This window comes from Nocardia sp. NPDC058666, from assembly GCF_042714895.1.
In the GTDB taxonomy this organism is placed as follows: Bacteria; Actinomycetota; Actinomycetes; order Mycobacteriales; family Mycobacteriaceae; genus Nocardia.
This window is the reverse complement of record NZ_JBHXRY010000001.1, coordinates 1,349,878-1,368,258: the sequence shown is the minus strand read 5'-3', so window position 1 is coordinate 1,368,258 and position 18,381 is coordinate 1,349,878. Positions and strand designations below refer to the sequence as shown.

Annotated in this window: 18 protein-coding genes and 2 pseudogenes; 5 read left to right on the top strand and 15 right to left on the bottom strand. The window is 67.3% G+C overall.

What is annotated here, in order from left to right; translation table 11 throughout:
* Window positions 1–38: 38 nt before the first annotated feature.
* From ACFWVD_RS06270 to ACFWVD_RS06260, 3 genes are read right to left on the bottom strand one after another with little or no spacing between them, the layout of a single operon-like run.
* A complete protein-coding gene (locus tag ACFWVD_RS06270) occupies window positions 39–875 on the bottom strand; it encodes a TrmH family RNA methyltransferase (RefSeq protein WP_379240867.1) in 837 nt (278 codons plus the stop codon).
* Window positions 872–1,804 carry a tRNA (adenosine(37)-N6)-dimethylallyltransferase MiaA gene (gene miaA / locus ACFWVD_RS06265; protein ID WP_379240866.1) on the bottom strand — a complete coding sequence of 311 codons (933 nt, stop codon included), beginning with the start codon at window positions 1,802–1,804 and terminating at the stop codon, window positions 872–874. The genes ACFWVD_RS06270 and miaA overlap by 4 nt, the downstream gene beginning before the upstream one ends.
* A complete protein-coding gene (locus ACFWVD_RS06260) occupies window positions 1,801–2,658 on the bottom strand; it encodes a hypothetical protein (protein WP_379240865.1) in 858 nt (285 codons plus the stop codon). Before ACFWVD_RS06260 ends, miaA begins: the two co-directional genes overlap by 4 nt.
* A 170-nt stretch (window positions 2,659–2,828) precedes the next feature.
* Here ACFWVD_RS06260 and ACFWVD_RS06255 point away from each other — a divergent pair, with 170 nt between their 5' ends.
* Window positions 2,829–4,199: a DUF349 domain-containing protein gene (locus ACFWVD_RS06255; RefSeq protein WP_379240864.1), complete on the top strand. Its 1,371-nt coding sequence runs from the start codon at window positions 2,829–2,831 to the stop codon at window positions 4,197–4,199.
* Between the two features lie 55 nt (window positions 4,200–4,254).
* Here the strand turns inward: ACFWVD_RS06255 and ACFWVD_RS06250 are convergent, their stop codons facing one another.
* Together ACFWVD_RS06250 and miaB are read right to left on the bottom strand one after the other, a co-directional pair.
* The gene (locus ACFWVD_RS06250) at window positions 4,255–4,833 is read right to left on the bottom strand and encodes a hypothetical protein (RefSeq protein WP_379240863.1); all 579 of its coding nucleotides are present in this window, start codon (window positions 4,831–4,833) and stop codon (window positions 4,255–4,257) included.
* 107 nt (window positions 4,834–4,940) lie between these two features.
* Complete coding sequence (gene miaB / locus ACFWVD_RS06245) at window positions 4,941–6,482, bottom strand: tRNA (N6-isopentenyl adenosine(37)-C2)-methylthiotransferase MiaB (RefSeq protein ID WP_379240862.1); 1,542 nt, start codon at window positions 6,480–6,482, stop codon at window positions 4,941–4,943.
* A 239-nt stretch (window positions 6,483–6,721) separates the two neighbouring features.
* Here miaB and ACFWVD_RS06240 point away from each other — a divergent pair, with 239 nt between their 5' ends.
* The 4 genes from ACFWVD_RS06240 to ACFWVD_RS06225 all read left to right on the top strand — a co-directional run bounded on the left by ACFWVD_RS06240 (window position 6,722) and on the right by ACFWVD_RS06225 (window position 9,977).
* Window positions 6,722–7,450: an amino acid ABC transporter ATP-binding protein gene (locus ACFWVD_RS06240; RefSeq protein ID WP_379240995.1), complete on the top strand. Its 729-nt coding sequence runs from the start codon at window positions 6,722–6,724 to the stop codon at window positions 7,448–7,450.
* A 38-nt stretch (window positions 7,451–7,488) separates the two neighbouring features.
* Window positions 7,489–8,322: a glutamate ABC transporter substrate-binding protein gene (locus tag ACFWVD_RS06235; RefSeq protein WP_379240861.1), complete on the top strand. Its 834-nt coding sequence runs from the start codon at window positions 7,489–7,491 to the stop codon at window positions 8,320–8,322.
* Window positions 8,323–8,415: 93 nt separating this feature from the next.
* Window positions 8,416–9,087 (top strand): amino acid ABC transporter permease, encoded by a 672-nt coding sequence (locus ACFWVD_RS06230; RefSeq protein ID WP_379240860.1) that lies wholly within the window; start codon window positions 8,416–8,418, stop codon window positions 9,085–9,087.
* On the top strand, window positions 9,084–9,977 hold the full coding sequence (locus ACFWVD_RS06225) for an amino acid ABC transporter permease (RefSeq protein ID WP_379240859.1): 894 nt from the start codon (window positions 9,084–9,086) through the stop codon (window positions 9,975–9,977). Before ACFWVD_RS06230 ends, ACFWVD_RS06225 begins: the two co-directional genes overlap by 4 nt.
* A gap of 65 nt (window positions 9,978–10,042) precedes the next feature.
* Here the strand turns inward: ACFWVD_RS06225 and ACFWVD_RS06220 are convergent, their stop codons facing one another.
* The 10 genes and pseudogenes from ACFWVD_RS06220 to ACFWVD_RS06175 all read right to left on the bottom strand — a co-directional run bounded on the left by ACFWVD_RS06220 (window position 10,043) and on the right by ACFWVD_RS06175 (window position 18,269).
* Window positions 10,043–10,993 carry a glycine betaine ABC transporter substrate-binding protein gene (locus tag ACFWVD_RS06220; protein ID WP_379240858.1) on the bottom strand — a complete coding sequence of 317 codons (951 nt, stop codon included), beginning with the start codon at window positions 10,991–10,993 and terminating at the stop codon, window positions 10,043–10,045.
* A 26-nt stretch (window positions 10,994–11,019) separates the two neighbouring features.
* Window positions 11,020–11,793: an ABC transporter permease gene (locus ACFWVD_RS06215; protein ID WP_379240994.1), complete on the bottom strand. Its 774-nt coding sequence runs from the start codon at window positions 11,791–11,793 to the stop codon at window positions 11,020–11,022.
* Window positions 11,794–11,860: 67 nt separating this feature from the next.
* Window positions 11,861–13,039, bottom strand: coding sequence for an ABC transporter ATP-binding protein (locus tag ACFWVD_RS06210; RefSeq protein ID WP_379240857.1), 1,179 nt, complete (start codon window positions 13,037–13,039; stop codon window positions 11,861–11,863).
* Window positions 13,032–13,682 (bottom strand): ABC transporter permease, encoded by a 651-nt coding sequence (locus ACFWVD_RS06205; protein ID WP_379240992.1) that lies wholly within the window; start codon window positions 13,680–13,682, stop codon window positions 13,032–13,034. The genes ACFWVD_RS06210 and ACFWVD_RS06205 overlap by 8 nt, the downstream gene beginning before the upstream one ends.
* Window positions 13,683–13,926: 244 nt before the next feature.
* Window positions 13,927–14,085: pseudogene (locus tag ACFWVD_RS06200) on the bottom strand (recombination regulator RecX); the annotation flags it as partial.
* Between the two features lie 150 nt (window positions 14,086–14,235).
* Window positions 14,236–14,778: pseudogene (locus tag ACFWVD_RS06195) on the bottom strand (regulatory protein RecX); the annotation flags it as partial.
* A 430-nt stretch (window positions 14,779–15,208) separates the two neighbouring features.
* The gene (gene recA / locus ACFWVD_RS06190; protein ID WP_379240856.1) at window positions 15,209–16,246 is read right to left on the bottom strand and encodes a recombinase RecA; all 1,038 of its coding nucleotides are present in this window, start codon (window positions 16,244–16,246) and stop codon (window positions 15,209–15,211) included.
* A gap of 172 nt (window positions 16,247–16,418) precedes the next feature.
* Window positions 16,419–16,868 (bottom strand): nuclear transport factor 2 family protein, encoded by a 450-nt coding sequence (locus ACFWVD_RS06185; RefSeq protein WP_379240855.1) that lies wholly within the window; start codon window positions 16,866–16,868, stop codon window positions 16,419–16,421.
* Window positions 16,869–16,888: 20 nt separating this feature from the next.
* Window positions 16,889–17,767 (bottom strand): pyridoxamine 5'-phosphate oxidase family protein, encoded by an 879-nt coding sequence (locus ACFWVD_RS06180; RefSeq protein ID WP_379240854.1) that lies wholly within the window; start codon window positions 17,765–17,767, stop codon window positions 16,889–16,891.
* A 40-nt stretch (window positions 17,768–17,807) separates the two neighbouring features.
* Entirely contained in the window at window positions 17,808–18,269 is a 462-nt protein-coding gene (locus ACFWVD_RS06175; protein ID WP_379240853.1) for a VOC family protein, read from the bottom strand.
* Window positions 18,270–18,381: the final 112 nt, after the last annotated feature.

The window sequence follows — 18,381 nt, the reverse complement described above, 5'->3', positions numbered from 1 at the left end:
CACAAGCTTCATTGTGCTCCGCGCCGAAGCGGTGGGCGTTACCGGGCGAAGGTGCGGCGTTGCCGGGCGATCTCGTACAGGCTGATCGCGCCCGCCGACGGTGCGCCCAGTGAGCTGGCGGTGCCGCCCATCGGAATGGTGACCAGGTCGTCGCAGGCCTGCGCCCACGCCGAGCTCATGCCGCTGGTCTCGTTGCCCACGACCAGGATGGTGGCCTCGGTGAAATCGTGGTCGTAGATGGTCTCGGGGGCGTGTTCGTCGGTGCCCACGATGCGGGTGGGGATGCCGCGGGCCACCTGACGGTCGCGAAAGTCCAGTACCTGTTCGGGGCCTTGGGCGCGCAGGACCGGCATCGCGAACAGGGACCCGGTGGAGGCGCGCACGGCTTGCGGGTCGAACTGGTCGGCGCCGTGGCCGGTCACGATCACCCCGGACGCGCCGAAGGCGTCGGCGGAGCGGATCAGCGTGCCGAGGTTGCCCGGCGAGTTCGGGCGATCGAACACGACCACCACCGGCGCGTCCTCCCCCGGTTCGCCGGGTGCGTAGTGGGCCAGGTTCACGTGCCGCGACTCCGCGACCGCGACGATCTCCGGCGAGCTGGCCGCCTTCTCCCCCAGCTCGGCCATGAGTTCGGGGACCAGTCCCACCACCGGGATGTCGGTGGTGTCGAGGATTTCGCGTGCCCAACTGGACAGGTCGGGGCCGCCGAGGCGGTACAGCAGCGTTTCGATGGGCCAGTCGTTGGCCAGGGCCTGGGTGATCGGGCGCACGCCCTGCACGAGGAACCGGCCGTCGCGATGCCGTTTGGTGCGGTTGTTGAGGTAGGCCTGCCACACCTGGACCGAGGCGTTGCGGGTACTGACTCGTCGCGTCACTGCGCTGTCCGTCCAATCGGGTCGTGGGTTGTGAGCAGGGCCAGCGCGGTCGCGGCCAGGTCGGGGTCGGCGCCGTCGACCCATGCCACTCGCGGGTCGCGGCGGAACCAGGACCGCTGCCTGCGCACGTAACGGCGGGTGCCGATGAGGGTGCGCTCGCGGGCGTGCGCGAGGTCGTATTCGTTGTCCAGGTAGGCCAGTACCTGGGCGTAACCGATGGCGCGGCGGGCGGTTTGGCCTTCGCGCAGGCCCGCGTCGAGCAGGCCGCGAACCTCCTCGACCAGGCCGGTGTCGAACATCAGCGCGGTGCGGGTTTCGATGCGGGCGTCCAGGGCGGCGGTGTCGCGGTCCACGCCGAGGATGGCAGTGTTCCAGCGGGGGGTGCCGATGGTGGGGGCCGAGGCCGCGAAGGGGCGGCCGGTCAGTTCGACCACCTCGAGCGCGCGGACCATGCGGCGGCCGTCGGTGGGCAGGATGGTGGCCGCGGCGACCGGGTCGGCCTGCTGCAGGGCCGCGTGCAGGGCGTTCACGCCGCCTTCTTCGAGGACGGCTTCCCAGCGGGCGCGGACGTCGGGATCGGTGGCGGGGAAATCCCATTCGTCGAGCAGGGCCTGCACGTACATCATCGAACCGCCCACGATGACGGGGGTTTTGCCGCGCGCGGTGATGTCGTCGACGATCGCGCAGGCCGCGCTCTGATAGGCGGCCACGGTCGCGGTTTCGGTGACGTCGAGGACGTCGAGCAGGTGGTGAGGGATGCCGCGGCGCTGGTCGGGGGGCAGTTTCGCGGTGCCGACATCCATGCCGCGATACAGCTGCATCGCGTCGATGTTGACGATCTCGCCGTCGAGTTCGGTGGCGAGATCCAGCGCCAGGTCGGATTTTCCGGTGGCGGTGGGGCCGACGACCGCGATCGGTCTGATCGTCACTGGTCACCTTCCCCTTGCTGCCACACGCTCACGTCATAGCCGACACCGAAAGGTGCGCCTTGGTAGAGCGTACGCACCCGCGGATCGGTCGAATCAGCGGCGAATAGACCACTCAGTACCTGGTAGGCGGCCCGCCCGTCCACGAGCAGCTCCGCGCACAGTTCCGGGGGCAGCGCGGCCAGACCGGCACGCGAACCGGTGCGCAGCGCGGTGTCCAGATCGTGCTGGACAGCGGCTGCGCGTTCGTCGAGATAGCCGGGGGCTTTCAGCGTCAGAGTCGCCGCGCCGTCCGCGACGACGAGCACAGCGACCTGATCGTGCGAAGCATCCAGTTCCTCGCGCAACGCGGCACCGACCGCGACACATTCCGACGCCGACGTATCCGCCGCGATCAGCCGGGCCTGCACCGAGATACCGGGCGCGACCTGCTCCCGCAACCAGCCAGCGATCAGCACCGGAAGGGGAAGCTGGGAGTCTGCTGACGTGGACGGTTCCACCGACGGTCCGAGGTCGACCACGACGTCGGCACCGAAGCCCCGAAACGTTCCCCGGGTCGTCGAACCGTAGATCCGGTCATGGCTGTCGACGCCGATCACGATCCACCGGTCCGCCCGCGCGGCGAGCACGGTCGCGGCGTCCAGGGCCGCCGCACGCAACACCACGGTCGGATCGTCGGGATCGCTGCCCGACACCGGAACTCGCCCACACAGTGCGGGCACCAGCATCGGCGGCGACGGGACCAGGGCCGCTATCGAGAACACGCGGTAACCGTAGCCGCAGTGCGCGGGCAGGCCCGCATCCGGCGCGGCGCGGGCCCACGGCGGTCTGCGAGTGTCCGGCGCAGCGTTGCCCACCGAGATTGCTAGTGTTTTCAGGTGCGACTACCCACGTCGTCCGGGACGAAATCCCAGGAAATCCGCTCTTCGATCCTTCGGATCGATGGTTTCCGCGGCGCGAACCGGGTTCAATGGGAAGTGCTAGGGCGTAACCAGGCAGCCGTGACGCGCGGCAGGGACGGAGAGCAATGACCGACAGCAACGGAACCGCGAAGCCCACCCCAGGTCCGGCCCCGCGACCGTCCGGTAGCCCCAAACCCGGCGGGAAAGCTCCGAAACCCCATGCCGTGAAACCGGCGCCGGGCCCCGACCAACCGCACCCGCACGCCGTGGTCGTGCCGTCGGCCACCGACCCGAGCAAATGGGGACGCGTGGACGAGGACGGCACCGCCTGGGTGCGCACCGCCGACGGCGAACGCATCGTGGGCTCCTGGCAGGCGGGCGACGTCGCCGAGGGCCTTGTCCACTTCGGCCGCCGGTTCGACGATCTGGCCACCGAGGTCGCGCTGCTGGAAGCACGCCTGGCCGCCGGTGCCGACGCGCGCAAGACCAAAGCCGCCGCCCTGGCCCTGGCCGAAACGCTGCCCACCGCCGCGGTCATCGGCGACCTGGACGGGCTGGCCGCGCGCCTGCAGGCCATCACCGAACACTCCGAGGAAGCCGCCGCGCAGGCCAAGGAGGAGAAGGACCGCGCCAGGCACGAACACACCGAGCGCAAGGAAGCCCTCGCCGCCGAGGCCGAGCAGATCGCCGCCGAATCCACCCAGTGGAAGGCCGCGGGCGACCGGCTACGCGACATCCTCGAGGAGTGGAAATCGATCCGCGGGGTCGATCGCAAGGTCGACGACGCGCTGTGGAAGCGGTACTCCAAGGCCCGCGAAGCGTTCAACCGCCGTCGCGGTGCCCACTTCGCCGATCTGGATCGCGAACGTGCCACGGCCAAGACGCGCAAGGAAGAACTCTGCGTGCGCGCCGAGGAACTGGCCGACTCCACCGACTGGACCGGCACCGCCGCGGTGTTCCGCGACCTGCTCAACGACTGGAAAGCCGCGGGCCGGGCACCGCGCGAAGCAGACGAGTCGCTGTGGCGCCGGTTCAAGAGCGCGCAGGACGTGTTCTTCGCCGCCCGCAACGCCGCGGTGTCCGAACGCGACGCCGAATTCGACACCAACGCCGCCGCCAAACTGGAACTCCTAGCGGCCTACGAGCACATCGACCCGGCCAACGGCATGGACGCCGCCCGCAACGCCCTGCGCGAACTGCAGGACAAGTGGGACGCCATCGGCAAGGTCCCGCGCGAACAGATGCAGGAACTGGAAGCCAAGCTGCGCGCCATCGAGAAGCGGGTGCGCGACGCCGCCGACCAGCAGTGGCGGCGCAGCGACCCCGAGGCCGTCGCCCGGGCCGCGCAGTTCCGTGAGCGGGTCGCCCAGTACGAGGAGCAGGCCGCCAAGGCCACCGCGGCGGGCAAGAAGCGCGACGCGGAGAAGGCCCTCGAGCAGGCACAGCAGTGGCGCGAATGGGCCGAGGCCGCTGAAGGCGCGGTCAGCAATTTGTGAGTGAAGTACGAAGAAACCCCGGCCGAATCGGTCGGGGTTTCTTTGTGTGACAAGGCTATTCGCCGGTGAGGCGCTTTCGGTCGCGGTCTTCGGCTTCACGGGCCGCGTTGCGACGCTGCTCTTCAGCGGCGAGTTGCACGGCGGTGCGACTCCACACGACGCGGATCCAGTGGAACGTGAGCACCATGATCGCGATCGTGCCCAAGATCAAGCCGATGCCGGGGCCCGCGCCTTCGTAATTGCCCAGGCCGGGGGTTTGACGGTGCCAGATCGACAGCACACCGAACACGCTGCCCACCGCCGATCCCGCGCACGCGATCCAGGCCAGCACCCAGCGGCGGGTGGTCAGCGCCAGCAGCGAGAAGCCGACGCCGAACACGATGACCAGCCACACGAAGATCCGCGACGGCAGGCCGATGTGCTCGACGCCCGCGGCCTCGGTGTTCAGCAGCACGTCGAAGCCGCGCGCGGTGCCCGCGGTCGGCAAGACGAGGGAGAACAGCAGCGCGAAGACCGCGCCCGCGACCACCAGTGCTCGCGCGCCGGGGTCGATCTCACCGGCGATGCGGCGTTCGACGGCGTCGAGTTCGCCACGGAACTGTTCGAAATCCTGGTCGTTGCGCGCCGGGTTCACCGCGTGTCCGCTCCTGTCGACAGGCTGATCATGGGTGGGTTCCACTGTGCCATCACCGGGTTTGTCGTTCGCATTCGACCCACTACGACCGGTAGTAGATTCGTCGCTCACGAGGGGCAACCGGTCGAACAGCCGCTGTCGACGACCGTTTCGACCACCGGTGCGCCGATGCGCGGCAGACCCAAGCCGACACCGATCGGCGCGGTCTTGGGGGTGACGCCGCGTTCGTGCGCGTCACCGGCGGTGGTGCGGCGATGCGACTTCACCGCGCTGTCGGCGATGAGGTGGTGCGGGGCGGCCTCGGTGATGTCGACGGTCACGATGTCGCCGGGGCGGATGCCGGTCACGTCACCGGGACGGAAGTGCACCAGTCGACCGTCGCGCGCTCGCCCGCTCATGCGCGCGGTGACCGCGTTCTTCTTGCCCGCGCCCTCGGCGACCAGCAGTTCCACTTCGGTGCCGATCAGTGCCTGATTGTTTTCCCAGGCGATCTGATCCTGCAGCGCGATCAGCCGTTCGAACCGTTCCTGCACGACCTGCTTGGGCAGCTGATCGGGCAGTTCCGCGGCCGGAGTGCCGGGACGCTTGGAGTACTGGAACGTGTACGCGCTGGTGAAGCGGGCGCGACGGACCACGTCCATGGTCTCGAGGAAGTCCTCCTCGGTCTCGCCGGGGAAGCCCACGATGATGTCGGTGGTGATCGACGCGTGCGGCATCGCGGCGCGCACCTTGTCGATGATGCCCAGGAATCGTTCCTTGCGGTACGAGCGGCGCATCGCCTTGAGCACCCGGTCCGAACCCGACTGCAACGGCATGTGCAGCTGCGGGCAGACGTTGGGGGTGGCCGCCATCGCCTCGATGACGTCGTCGGTGAACTCCGCGGGGTGCGGGGAGGTGAACCGCACACGTTCCAGGCCTTCGATCCGACCGGTCGCGCGCAGCAGTTGCGCGAAGGCGCCCCGGTCGCGCGGCTGTTCGGGGTCAACGAAGTTCACGCCGTAGGAGTTCACGTTCTGACCCAGCAGGGTCACTTCCAGCACGCCCTGGTCGACCAGCGCCTGCACCTCGGCGAGCACGTCACCGGGGCGCCGGTCGACTTCCTTGCCGCGCAGCGAGGGCACGATGCAGAACGTGCAGGTGTTGTTGCAGCCCACCGAGATCGACACCCAGCCCGCGTACGCCGACTCCCGCTTGGCCGGCAGGGTCGACGGGAACGCCTCGAGCGATTCCAGGATCTCCACCTGGGCTTCCTCGTTGTGCCGGGCGCGCTCGAGCAGCACCGGCAGCGAGCCGATGTTGTGGGTGCCGAACACCACGTCCACCCACGGCGCCTTGCGCACCACGGTCTCGCGGTCCTTCTGCGCCAGGCAACCACCCACGGCGATCTGCATACCGGGGCGTGCCTGCTTGACAGGGACCAGCTGGCCGAGCGTGCCGTAGAGCTTGTTGTCGGCGTTCTCGCGCACCGCGCAGGTGTTGAACACCATCAGGTCCGGCGTCTGCCCGGCGGCGGCCTTGGTGTAGCCCGCGTCTTCGAGCAGACCCGAGAGTCGTTCGGAGTCGTGCACATTCATCTGGCAGCCGAAAGTGCGCACCTCGTAGCTGCGCGCGTCCGTGCGCTGAGTCCCGTTCTGAACCGTCGATTCCACCCGTCCAGGGTACGGGCCACACCGACTGTGATGCGCGTCACGGTTGCGAATGGGTAATAATGCGCAAAGGTAACGGGCAAGCTGCTGGGTTACCAGCACGTGTCGTTTCGGCGAGCCGTCACGGCATGTCGGCGAAAGCCGGGCAATTCTCCAGATTGGACATAAGGTTTCTCACCATGACCGACGACGCCGCACCCGCGTTCGGGAAAGCCGACGCCGCAGCCACTACTGCTGTGCCGATGATCTCGATGCGCAACGTGGAAAAACACTTCGGTGACCTCCACGTCCTGCGCGATATCCACCTCGAAGTGCCCCGTGGGCAGGTAGTGATCGTTCTGGGCCCGTCGGGTTCGGGAAAGTCGACCCTGTGCCGCACGATCAACCGCCTGGAACCGATCGACTCCGGTGACATCGCCATCGACGGCGTCGCACTGCCCGACGAGGGCAAAGCTCTCGCGGCGCTGCGCGCCGAGGTCGGCATGGTGTTCCAGTCGTTCAACCTGTTCGCGCACAAGACCATCCTGGAAAACGTCATGCTCGCGCCGATGAAGGTGCGCGGCAAGAGCAAGGACGCCGCCCGCGAGCACGCGTTGGCCCTGCTCGAGCGGGTCGGCATCGCCAACCAGGCCGACAAGTACCCGGCCCAGTTGTCGGGTGGTCAGCAGCAGCGCGTGGCCATCGCCCGATCGCTGGCGATGGACCCCAAGGTCATGCTGTTCGACGAGCCGACCTCGGCGCTGGACCCGGAAATGGTCAACGAGGTGCTCGACGTGATGGTGGCGCTGGCCAAGGAGGGCATGACCATGGTCGTGGTCACCCACGAGATGGGCTTCGCACGCCGCGCGGGCGACCGCGTGCTGTTCATGGCCGACGGCGAGATCGTCGAGGACGCCGCCCCCGAAGCGTTCTTCACCGCACCGAAATCCGAACGTGCCAGGGACTTCCTGGGCAAGATTCTCAGTCACTGACTTCCAGCATCATCTGTGTCACAAGGAGAAGGAAACCCATGAGGATCAATCGTGCGATGCGCGTCGGTATCGGCGCCGCGGCACTGGTAATGGCTGCCACGCTCACCGCGTGTGGTGGCGGCAGCGACAAGTCGGCCCTGGACAACGCCAAGGACGGCAAGCTCACCATCGGCATCAAGTTCGACCAGCCGGGTCTGGGCCTGCGCAACACCGACGGCACCTACAGCGGCTTCGACGTCGATGTGGCCAAGTACGTCGCGAACAAGCTCGGCGTGAAGCCGGAGAACATCACCTTCAAGGAATCTCCTACCCCGCAGCGCGAGACCTTGATCGAGAACGGCCAGGTCGACTACATCGTGGCCACCTACTCGATCAACGACAAGCGCAAGGAGAAGGTCGATTTCGCGGGCCCGTACTACATCGCGGGTCAGGACCTGCTGGTGCCTGCGGCCAACACCGACATCACCGGCCCGGACTCGCTGGCCGGCAAGAAGGTTTGCTCGGTGAAGGGCTCCACCCCGGCCCAGAACATCGAGAAGAACTACCCGCAGGCGCAGCTGCAGACCTACGACACCTACTCGCTGTGCATCGAGGCCATGCGTAACGGTGCGATCGACGCGGTCACCACCGACAACGTCATCCTCGCCGGTTTCGCCGCGCAGGTCCCCGGCACCTTCAAGCTGGTGAACAAGAAGTTCACCACCGAGAAGTACGGCATCGGCCTGAAGAAGGGCGATTCGGAGCTGCGCGGCAAGATCAACGACGCCATCCAGGCGATGATCGATGACGGTTCGTGGAAGGCCGCACAGGAGAAGAACTTCGCCGGTACCGGTTTCGCGGTGCCCGAGGCTCCGGTCGTCGACCGCTACTGATCTACCACTGTTCATCGGTGACCCGAGACTGTCTCGGGTCACCGATGCGGTGTTGTCCCGCTGGCCTTTACACCGATCGGAGGACGCGCGTCCGTGTTCGACCTGATCTCGACGTATCAATCCCGAATCCTTGATGCGTTCTGGGTAACAATCAAACTCACCTTCTTCTCGGCGATCGGTGCCCTTGTCATCGGTACCGTCGTCGCCGGTATGCGCGTGTCCCCGATCCCGGTCGCGCGCTGGGTCGGCGCGGCGTACGTGTCGATCTTCCGCAACACCCCGCTGACGCTGATCCTGGTGTTCACCTCGATCGGCCTGTACACCACCCTCGGGTGGACGCTGGGCAGCGACGAGATCAAGGTCATCAACTACCGCTGGGCGATCATCGGCCTCAGCGTCTACACCGCCGCGTTCGTGTGCGAATCGCTGCGCTCGGGCATCAACACCGTGGCGCTGGGCCAATCCGAGGCCGGGCGGTCGCTGGGCTTCGGGTTCTCGCAGAACCTGCGGTTGATCGTGCTGCCGCAGGCGTTTCGCGCGGTCATCGCGCCGCTGGGCAGTGTGCTGATCGCGCTGACCAAGAACTCGACGGTGGCCTCGGTCATCGGCGTGATCGAAGCGGCGTACCTGATGAACGAGATGATCGAGAACGAGGCCGCGCTGCTGGCCATCGGTGCGATCTTCGCGCTGGGCTTCGTCGTCCTCACCCTGCCGACCGGGCTGTTGTTCGGTTGGCTGGCCAAGCGTTACGAGGTGGCACGATGAGCGGTGCTTCGGTTCTGTTCGACGCTCCGGGCCCCCGCGCGCGGCTGCGTCACAACCTGTACTCGGTGCTGGTGGTGGTCGCGCTCGTGGGCGCGGGCTGGTGGCTGTACGACGCCTTCGCGGCGAAGGGCCAGTTCACCGCGGCCAAGTGGGAGCCGTTCCTGGACTCCCAGGTCTGGGAAACCTACATCCTGCCCGGCCTGGAAGGCACCCTGACCGCCGCGGTGATCTCGATCATCGGCTCGGTGATCTTCGGCATGCTGTTCGGCATCCTGCGGCTGTCGGATCACCGGTGGGTGCGCCTGGTCGCGGGCACGGTCGTGGAGTTGGCCAGGGCGATCCCGGTGCTGATCTTGATGATCTTCCTGTTCGCGGTGTTCGCCGACTACGACCTGTTCCCGTCGGATCAGCTGGCGTTGGCCGCGGTGGTCATCGCATTGATCATCTACAACTCCGCGGTCATCGCGGAGATCGTGCGCGCGGGCATCAAGTCGCTGCCCAAGGGGCAGACCGAGGCGTCGATGGCGTTGGGTCTGCGCAAGAACCAGCTGATGCGGCTGATCCTGCTGCCGCAGGCCGTCACCGCGATGCTGCCCGCGCTGGTCTCGCAGATGGTCGTCGTCCTCAAGGACACGGCGCTGGGCTACCAGATCACCTACGTGGAGCTGGTGCGATCCGGTGCGCAGATCGGCGCGTCGTTCGGCAACGCGATCCCCGCGCTGATGGTCGTGGCGGTGCTGATGATCTCGCTGAACATGGCGCTGAGCTTCCTGGCCACGACGCTGGAGAAGCGGTTGCGGGCGCGTAAGAAGGGCGGCGGTGTGGTGTTGGCCGCGGATTCGATCGCCGCCGACGCGACACCCGGAATGGACCTCACCAAGAAGTTGTGACGTTCACGAGAACGGGCCCGATCCAGCGTGCTGGATCGGGCCCGTTTTTGTGGTGCGACAGGCCTTTACGGCACGGTGACCAGGCCTTGCTCGACCATCCAGTCGCGGGCGACGTCGGCGGGTTCGCGGCCGTCGATGTCGACCTGACGGTTGAGTTCGGTGATCACCTCGTTGGTCAGACGCGCGGAGATCGGGGCCAGCACCTGAGCGACCTGGGGGTGGGCGTCGGCGAAGTCGCGGTGCATCACCAGCGACGCGTTGTACTTCGGGAAGAAGCCCTTGTCGTCTTCGAGCAACACCAGTTCCAGGGCGGGGATGCGGCCGTCGGTGGCCGCGACCGAGCCGAACCGGCACTGTTTCGCGTCGGCGGTGGCCTGGTAGACCAGTGCGTCCTGGACGATCTGGCGCTGCGCCTTGCCCGCGTCGATGCCGTAGGCGGCGGCCAGGCCAGGGTAGCCGTCGGGGCGCACATTGAACTCGGTGCCCACGCAGGTGGTCGCGGCGCCGGGGTCTTTGGCGAGCAGGTTCGCGTAGTCCGACAGGGTGCGCACGCCGGTTTCCTGCGCGGTGGCCTTGCTGGTGACCAGAGCGTAAGTATTGTTCATCGGCGCCATCGCCGCCCAGACCATGTTGTGTTCAGCCAGGTCGGCGTCGCGGACCGCGTCGAACTGGCCCTGTTCGGTGGGGACGGGTTTCTCCTTGCCGAGGTAGTTGATCCAGCCGGTGCCGGTGTAGTCGTAGGCGATGTCGATCTGGCCGTGCAGTTGGGCGTCGCGCAGGCTGTTGGAGCCCTGGATGTTGGTGAGGTCGCGCACGTTCGCGCCGGCGGCGGTGAGTGCGAATTCGATCATGTAGCCCAGGATGTTGGCCTCGGTGAAGTCCTTGGAGCCCACGGTGACGGCCACGCCGTCGAGTTCGGGGACGGGTTGGATGCTGCCCGGTCCTACCGGCAGCGGCACGGAGCCGCCCGACTGTAGTCCGCAACTGACCAGCACCAGCACGCTCAGTGCCGGCACGAGTGCGCGCTGTAATCCCTTGAACCTCAACGCAACCCCCTCGGGCCGAGGAACTGTTCGGCCAGCGCGCCGAGCCAGTCGACGAACAGTGCGAGGGCGACCGCCAGGACCGCGCCCAACGTCAAAGTGACGGTGTCGCGCAGTTTGTAGCCGGTGTCGATGAGGATGCCCAGGCCGCCCGCGCTGACCATGAACGACAGGGTGGCGGTGCCGACTGCGAGTACCAGCGAGGTGCGCAAGCCCGCGAGGATGTAGGGCACCGCGAGGGGGAACTCGATGCGGCGCAACACAAGTCCCGTGGACATGCCCTGTCCCCTGCCCGCGTCGATCAGTGCGGGGTCGACTTGTTGGTAGCCCAGGATCGTATTGCGCAGCACCGGCAGCAGCGAGCAGAACGCGATCGGCGCCACACCCACCCAGAACCCGGTGGTGCGAGTGATCAAGTAGCACAGCACGATCAGGCCGATCGCGGGCGCCGAGGCACCGATATTGGCGATGCCGACGAACAGGGGTGCCAGGCGGCGGAATCGGGGTCTGGTGAGGATCGTGCCCAGGGGCACGGCCAGCGCGACGACGATGAGCACCACCGCCGCGGTGATGAGAATGTGCTGCCAGGTCACCTGGGCGATATTGCTCACGCTGATGGTGGCCTGCTGGATGACGGTGAGATCGCGCCGGAACGCCCAGACCAGCACACCGACGGTGAGGAACAGCACGATCACCGGTTGGGCGAGCAGTCGCAGGTATTCCGCGCGGCGCTGGGTGGCGGGAGCGGCGGTCACCGCGGGGAGGTCGACGATCGAACGTGGCGTGGCGGTCACCGTATCGGTCACAGTGCTGCCCTCCGCGCTTCGCGTCGTGGCGCCGTCATGCTGTGGCCGTTTCGGTCGCCGCCAGGTGGTTGATCAGGGTGTCTACCGTGACTGTTCCGGTGTAGGTGCCGGTGTTGTCGACGACGACGGCGGAGGCTGTGCGTTCGGTGAGCAGCGCCGCGAGTGCGTCTTGCAGGGTCGCGTCGGCGGGCAGGGTTCTGCCGATCGGGGTGCCCAGGTCTCGTAGTGAATTCGCGTGGGCGAGTTCGTTTGTCGAGACGCGGCGCAGGGGTCGGCGTTCGGGGTCGAGGATGATGCCCCAGGTGCGGTCCGCTTCGCGCAGGGCTGCGGTGAGTGCCGCGGGGGTGGTGTTCTCGTCTGCGGTGACGCCCTGGTCCAAGTCCAGATCGGCCAGGACCGCCAACCCGAGGCGGTCGATGGTGGCGGTGGCGCCGACGAACCCGGCGACCGTTTCATCGGCGGGTGCCGCCAGGATCGCGGCGGGGGTGTCGTATTGCAGGATGCGGGAGCGGTCACCCAGCACGGCGATGCGGTCGCCCAGTTTCACGGCTTCACCGAAATCGTGGGTCACGAACACGATCGTCTTGCCGAGTTCGCTTTGCAGGCGCAGCAATTCGTCCTGCAGCAGGCCGCGGGTGATCGGGTCGACGGCTCCGAAAGGTTCGTCCATGAGCAGGACCGGCGGGTCGGCGGCCAACGCCCTGGCCACACCGACGCGCTGCTGCTGTCCGCCCGACAGTTGGCGGGGGTAGCGGTTGCGGTAGGTGTCGGGGTCCAGGCCCACCAGGGTGAGCATTTCGTCGGTGCGTTCGGCGATGCGGCGGCGGTCCCAGCCCAGCAGACCCGGCACCGTGGCGATGTTCTTGGCCACGGTCATGTGCGGGAACAGGCCCGCCTGCTGGATCGAATAGCCGATGCCGCGGCGCAATTCGTCGGCGTCGATCGCGCCCGCGTTTCGGCCGCCGATGGTGACGGTGCCCGAGGTCGGTTCGATCAGCCGGTTGATCATCCGCATCGTGGTGGTCTTGCCACAGCCCGACGGGCCGACCAGCACCACGATCTCCCCGGCCGGGATGGTCATGGAGACCTCTTCGACCGCGGGTTGCGCCTGTTCTGGATAGCGTTTGGTGACCTGGTCGAGCACGATCTCCTCGCCGGAGACCGCGGGTTTCACCGCACTGGATGTCGGCTTGGTGATGTCGATGTCAGTCACGAATTCCCCTCGGAATAGTGAGCCGTCCGAGCAGGACGAGCACGCCGTCGAGTGCGAGTGCGAGCACGACGATGAGGACGGTGCCGGTCAGCGCCTGCGGGATCGCGTTCGGACTCCCGAGACGACCCAGCCCGGAGATGATCAGGTTGCCCAGACCGGGGCCCTTCGCATAGGCCGCCAGCGCCAGAATGCCCATGATCATCTGGGTGCTGACCCGCATGCCGGTGAGAATGGACGGCCAGGCCAGCGGCAGTTCGATTGTGGTCAGCAACCGCACCCGGTTCATGCCGACACCGCGTGCGGCATCGGTCACCGCCGGATCCACCGACGACAACCCGAGCACCGTATTACGCAGAATCGGCAGCAGCGCGTACAGCACCAGGGCCACGATCGTGGGCGCGACCCCCAGGCCGAGGAACGGAATCAACAACCCCAGCAACGCGAACGAGGGCACGGTGAGAATCGCCCCCGCCGAGGCGGTCGCGGCGGCGGACCCCAGCGGGCTCCGGTACACCAGCACACCCAGTGCCACCGCGATCAGCGTCGCCAGCACCAGCGATTGCACCACCGCCGACACATGCAGATAAGAATCGACCAGCAGCTGTTCCCGCCGGTTCACCACGAACGACCACAACGCGTCCAGGATGCCCTCCCCCGTCGAACGACGGCCACCTACGGCCCTGCTCCCCGAAACCACACCCCATTCCGAGGCACGACATCGGCGAATCAGCCTGTGCGAAACCAGGTTTCGCCAGCATGATCATCCTACGCCTGCCGAACAACCCCCGCGCCGATTCGGACAATGCCGACCACTTACCAGGCCGCTGATCGATCACCGTCGACGCCACGTGCTGTGGGCCACCGAACCGGCGTTCCCCCGAGGGGGCCTAACGATCTGCCTGTGACAGTTCTTCTTTCACTACCGTGTAGGCCGCCGACGGGCTGTACCCACGGCGCGCCAGCATGTCGACCAGGCGGCGGGCGGCCTTGGCCCGGTCCAGGTCGGCGGGCATGGCGCGCAGTTTGCGGCGGACCAGGTCGATCGCGGCTTGTTCGTCGCCGGGTGTCGGCCTGCGTGACGCGTAACCAGGAGCATCCGGCTCCGCTGTGGCAGCGGCGGTTTCGTCCGCCGCCGATCCGTCCGCGGTGGCGCCAGACCTGTTCGCCCGGACCGCTGCGGCGGACGTGCGCGCGAAACCCGCTTCGTCCAGTTCGGCGGTGACCACGGCGAAGGCGGTGGATTGGTCGTAGCCGCGACGGGCGAGCATCCCCACCAGTCGACGAACCGCCTTGTCGCGGTCCATCTCCGCGGACAGGGTGCGCAGTTTGCGGCGGACCAGGTCGGCGGCGCGGGCTTGTTCGGCATCGTCGGTGACGATCGACAGCGCCTCCTCGGCATCGCCGGGAGCGACGCCTTTCTCGCGTAGCTCCCGTTGCAGGGCTTTCTTGCCCCGCCCGGAGTAGGTGTGACGTTCGTGCACCCACTGTTCGGCGAAGGAGGCGTCGTTGATCAGGCCGATTTCGGTGAACCGTTCCAGCGCGGCCTCGGTGATCTCGACCCGGAACCCCTTCTCACCGAGCCGTTTCTCCAGTTCGGCGCGGCTGCGGGCGCGCACGGACAGCAGCCGCAAGCACGCTTCTTTGGCCTGTTCCAGGGTCGCGTCGGGACGGTCGCCCGGGGCGAGCCGGCGTGTGCCGGCCCGCCTGTCGGGCTCTCCCGGCTGGGATCCGGCCGCCACCGGATCCACCTGCCTGCCGTCGTCACCACCGACGACGGACGACAGGGAGAATTCGTCGCGCCGCGCGGACTTGCGTTCGCGTCGTGCGCTGCGGGGCCGTTGCCGACCCTGCCTGCTCCACTCTTCATGATCATCACCAACCCGCGCAGCGAAATGCGGTGGTTTGTCACGATCGGTGAATCCGGTCGGGTGCGCGCGCTGCGGGTCGCCCGCACCCGACCGAATCCCCTCCGCGTCCTGATCGGCTCGATTGTCTCGAGTCGATCGGACGAGTCCATCGGCCTCACCCCGGCCGCGACCTGCCGTGGGCACGATCAGCGGCTCCGGCTCCACCTCGATACCCAGGCGGGCCAGCTGCTGACGCATGTCCTGCACCGGATCGACGTCGACCCGATCGCGGTGGCCGCCGGGGCTCGGCGTGCTCATCGGCTCAGAAGTCGGCGGGAGCGTCGGCCTCGGCGGTCAGTACCGCGCCGATGCCCAGCTTCTCCTTGATCTTCTTCTCGACCTCGTCGCACACGTCCTTGTTCTCCAGCAGGAACTTGCGGGCGTTCTCCTTGCCCTGACCCAGCTGGTCACCCTCGTAGGTGTACCAGGAGCCGGACTTGCGGATGAAGCCGTGCTCGACACCCATGTCGATGAGCGAGCCCTCCTTGGAGATGCCGTGCCCGTAGAGGATGTCGAACTCGGCCTGCTTGAACGGCGGGGCGACCTTGTTCTTGACCACCTTCACGCGGGTGCGGTTGCCGACCGCGTCGCTGCCGTCCTTGAGGGTTTCGATGCGGCGCACGTCCAGGCGCACCGAGGCGTAGAACTTCAGCGCCTTACCACCGGTGGTGGTCTCGGGCGAGCCGAACATCACGCCGATCTTCTCGCGCAGCTGGTTGATGAAGATCGCGGTGGTGTTGGAGTTGCTCAGCGCACCGGTCATCTTGCGCAGCGCCTGGCTCATCAGGCGGGCCTGCAGGCCGACGTGGCTGTCGCCCATCTCGCCTTCGATTTCCGCGCGCGGCACCAGGGCGGCCACGGAGTCGATGACCAGGATGTCGATGGCGCCCGAGCGCACGAGCATGTCGGCGATCTCCAGGGCCTGCTCACCGGTATCGGGCTGGGAGACCAGCAGTGCGTCGGTGTCCACGCCCAGCTTGCGGGCGTAGTCGGGGTCCAGCGCGTGCTCGGCGTCGATGAAGGCGGCGACACCGCCCGCGGCCTGCGCGTTGGCCACCGCGTGCAGCGCGACGGTGGTCTTACCCGAGGATTCCGGGCCGTAGATCTCCACGACGCGACCACGCGGCAACCCGCCGATTCCCAGCGCGACGTCCAGCGCGATGGACCCGGTGGGGATGACGGCGATCGGCTGCCGGGTCTCTTCGCCCAGGCGCATCACCGCGCCCTTGCCGAAGCTCTTCTCCACCTGCGCCAGTGCCAGTTCCAGCGCTTTGTCGCGATCGTAGGCCTGCGGTGCCATGTTGTGTGCCCCTTCTCGAGCTGAGTGTCTCTCTGGTTGGCGCCCACAGTAGAGGCCGGCACCGACAAGTTCTGGCGCCCACGTTAGTCGAACACCCATTCGAGTCAAGCGACGCGCCCGGCAACACGCGAAGCAGCCCCTCCGACCAGCAATCCGACAGCGTTACCGGCGGTCAGTGCGGTGGCAGCACCGACTCGTCGCCCTCGGCCCGCGGCCCGAAGATCCGCCGCTGCGCCTGGTCGATGCGCACATCGTTGATGCTGGCTTCCCGCCGCGCCATCCGCCCGTCGGGCGCGAACTCCCACTGCTCGTTGCCGTAACTGCGCCACCACTGCCCCGACTCGTCGTGCCATTCGTATTGGAAGCGCACGGCGATGCGGTTGTCGTGGAAGGCCCACAGATTCTTGCGCAGCGCGTAGCCGTTCTCGGTCGACCACTTGCGGGTCAGGAAGTCCACGATCGCGGCGTGGCCGGTGAAGAACTCGTCGCGGTTACGCCACACCGAGTCCTCGGTGTAGGCGGCGGCGACACGTTCGGGATCCTTGGTGTTCCAGGCGTTTTCGGCGGCGAGCACCTTCGCGCGCGCGGATTCCAGGTCGAACGGTGGCAGGGGAGGTCGCATGGGAGAAGGCCTTTCGGTGATCAGGGGTTGACCGGGGACAGTTCGGATGGTCCCCAGCGTAGGGCGAGCGCGCCCGGCCTTTCGACTATCTGTTCGATGGTGAAGTCGACCGCGCACTGCGCTCCGGCGGTCAATGCTTCTGTGTCCCAGAGGATTTCGGCATGTCCGGTGAGCTGCAGCAAAGCGCCGGTCGACCAGTCGGCGATCAGCAGGCCGCAGCGTGGTTGGACGGCGATATTGCCCAGTGTCATGAACATCGAGTTGCCGCGGTAGTCCGGCCAGCGCAGCCGGTTCGCTGAAAGTACCTGCAGGAAACCGGGATTGCCCCCGCGGTGAGAGGCGTCGGCATGCCCCTCGGCGTCGGCGGTGGCGACGAAGAAGGTGTCGGCACCGCCGATCATCTCTACCGCCGCAGTGGTCAGTTCTGTTCCGCGCCAGACGGGTTCGATCGAGGCAGCCGCGATCTCCTGAATATGCCTGCGCGAGATGTACTTCGGGCAGTTCGCGTAGACCTGTTCGGTGGTGATCCGTAGCCCGTCCGCCCGAGCGGTGGAGGTGCCGTTCACGCGCATTCGCCTGCGGCGTTGCGGTTCCAGCGCGATCATGCCGACCGCGACGTCGCCTGCCAACGCCGCCGACAGTGGATCATCGGCGGCGGGCACGGTGTCGATATCGATCGTGGTGTCATCGATTGCGTGGACGAAACCGGCGGGCCCGGTGAGCGGGCTGCACCACAGTCGGCCCGCCGGGTCCGCGGCGGACAGCACCACCATCGGCTGCTGCGCCAGGAAGGACGCGGCCACCGCCGGGATCTGCGAACGGATCGAGCGCCCGACATGTGCCGCAGTCTCGGCCTGTCCCAAGCGCTGCTGCACGGCCAGCTCACCGGAGTGAAACATGCTGATTCTCCTCAATCGATGACGTGAAATCGCCGGTGGCTCAGAAGAATCCGCACGTCGGCGCGGATCCCGCCGGCGCGGGTGCGGTCTCGGCGCCCGCCGGGGCGTACACCTCGAGCCGGATGCCGTCGGGATCGGCGAAGAAGATGCCGCCCGAGGACGCACCCTCCCCGTGCGCGACCACGCCGTCGTGGAAGAACTCCGCGTCCAGGTCGCGCAATGCCGACTCGACGGCGCGCACCGTGTCGACATCGTCGACCTGGAACGACAGGTGGTGCAAACCCGGTGTGCTGGTGGAGAATTCGCCGCTGCTCTGCTGCCACAGCGTGAGCACCAGCGCCCCGCCTCGGCCCAGGAACGCCCAGCGCTGTTCGCCGTTCGCGCCGGTACCCAGCGGTTCGAAGCCCAGGCCTCGGCGGTAGAAGTCCACGGATCGGTCGAGGTCGGCGACATTGAGGCCGATGTGGCCGGTGGTGAGCACGGGTGCGATGACGGCGGTCATGGTTTCCTCCCGGAATGATTAACCATCTATTGGTTGTTGAACAGTTAGAACATACGATGGACCCCACCCTTCGTCAACCCTTGAAATACTTTTAGACAGTTAGGAACGGCGT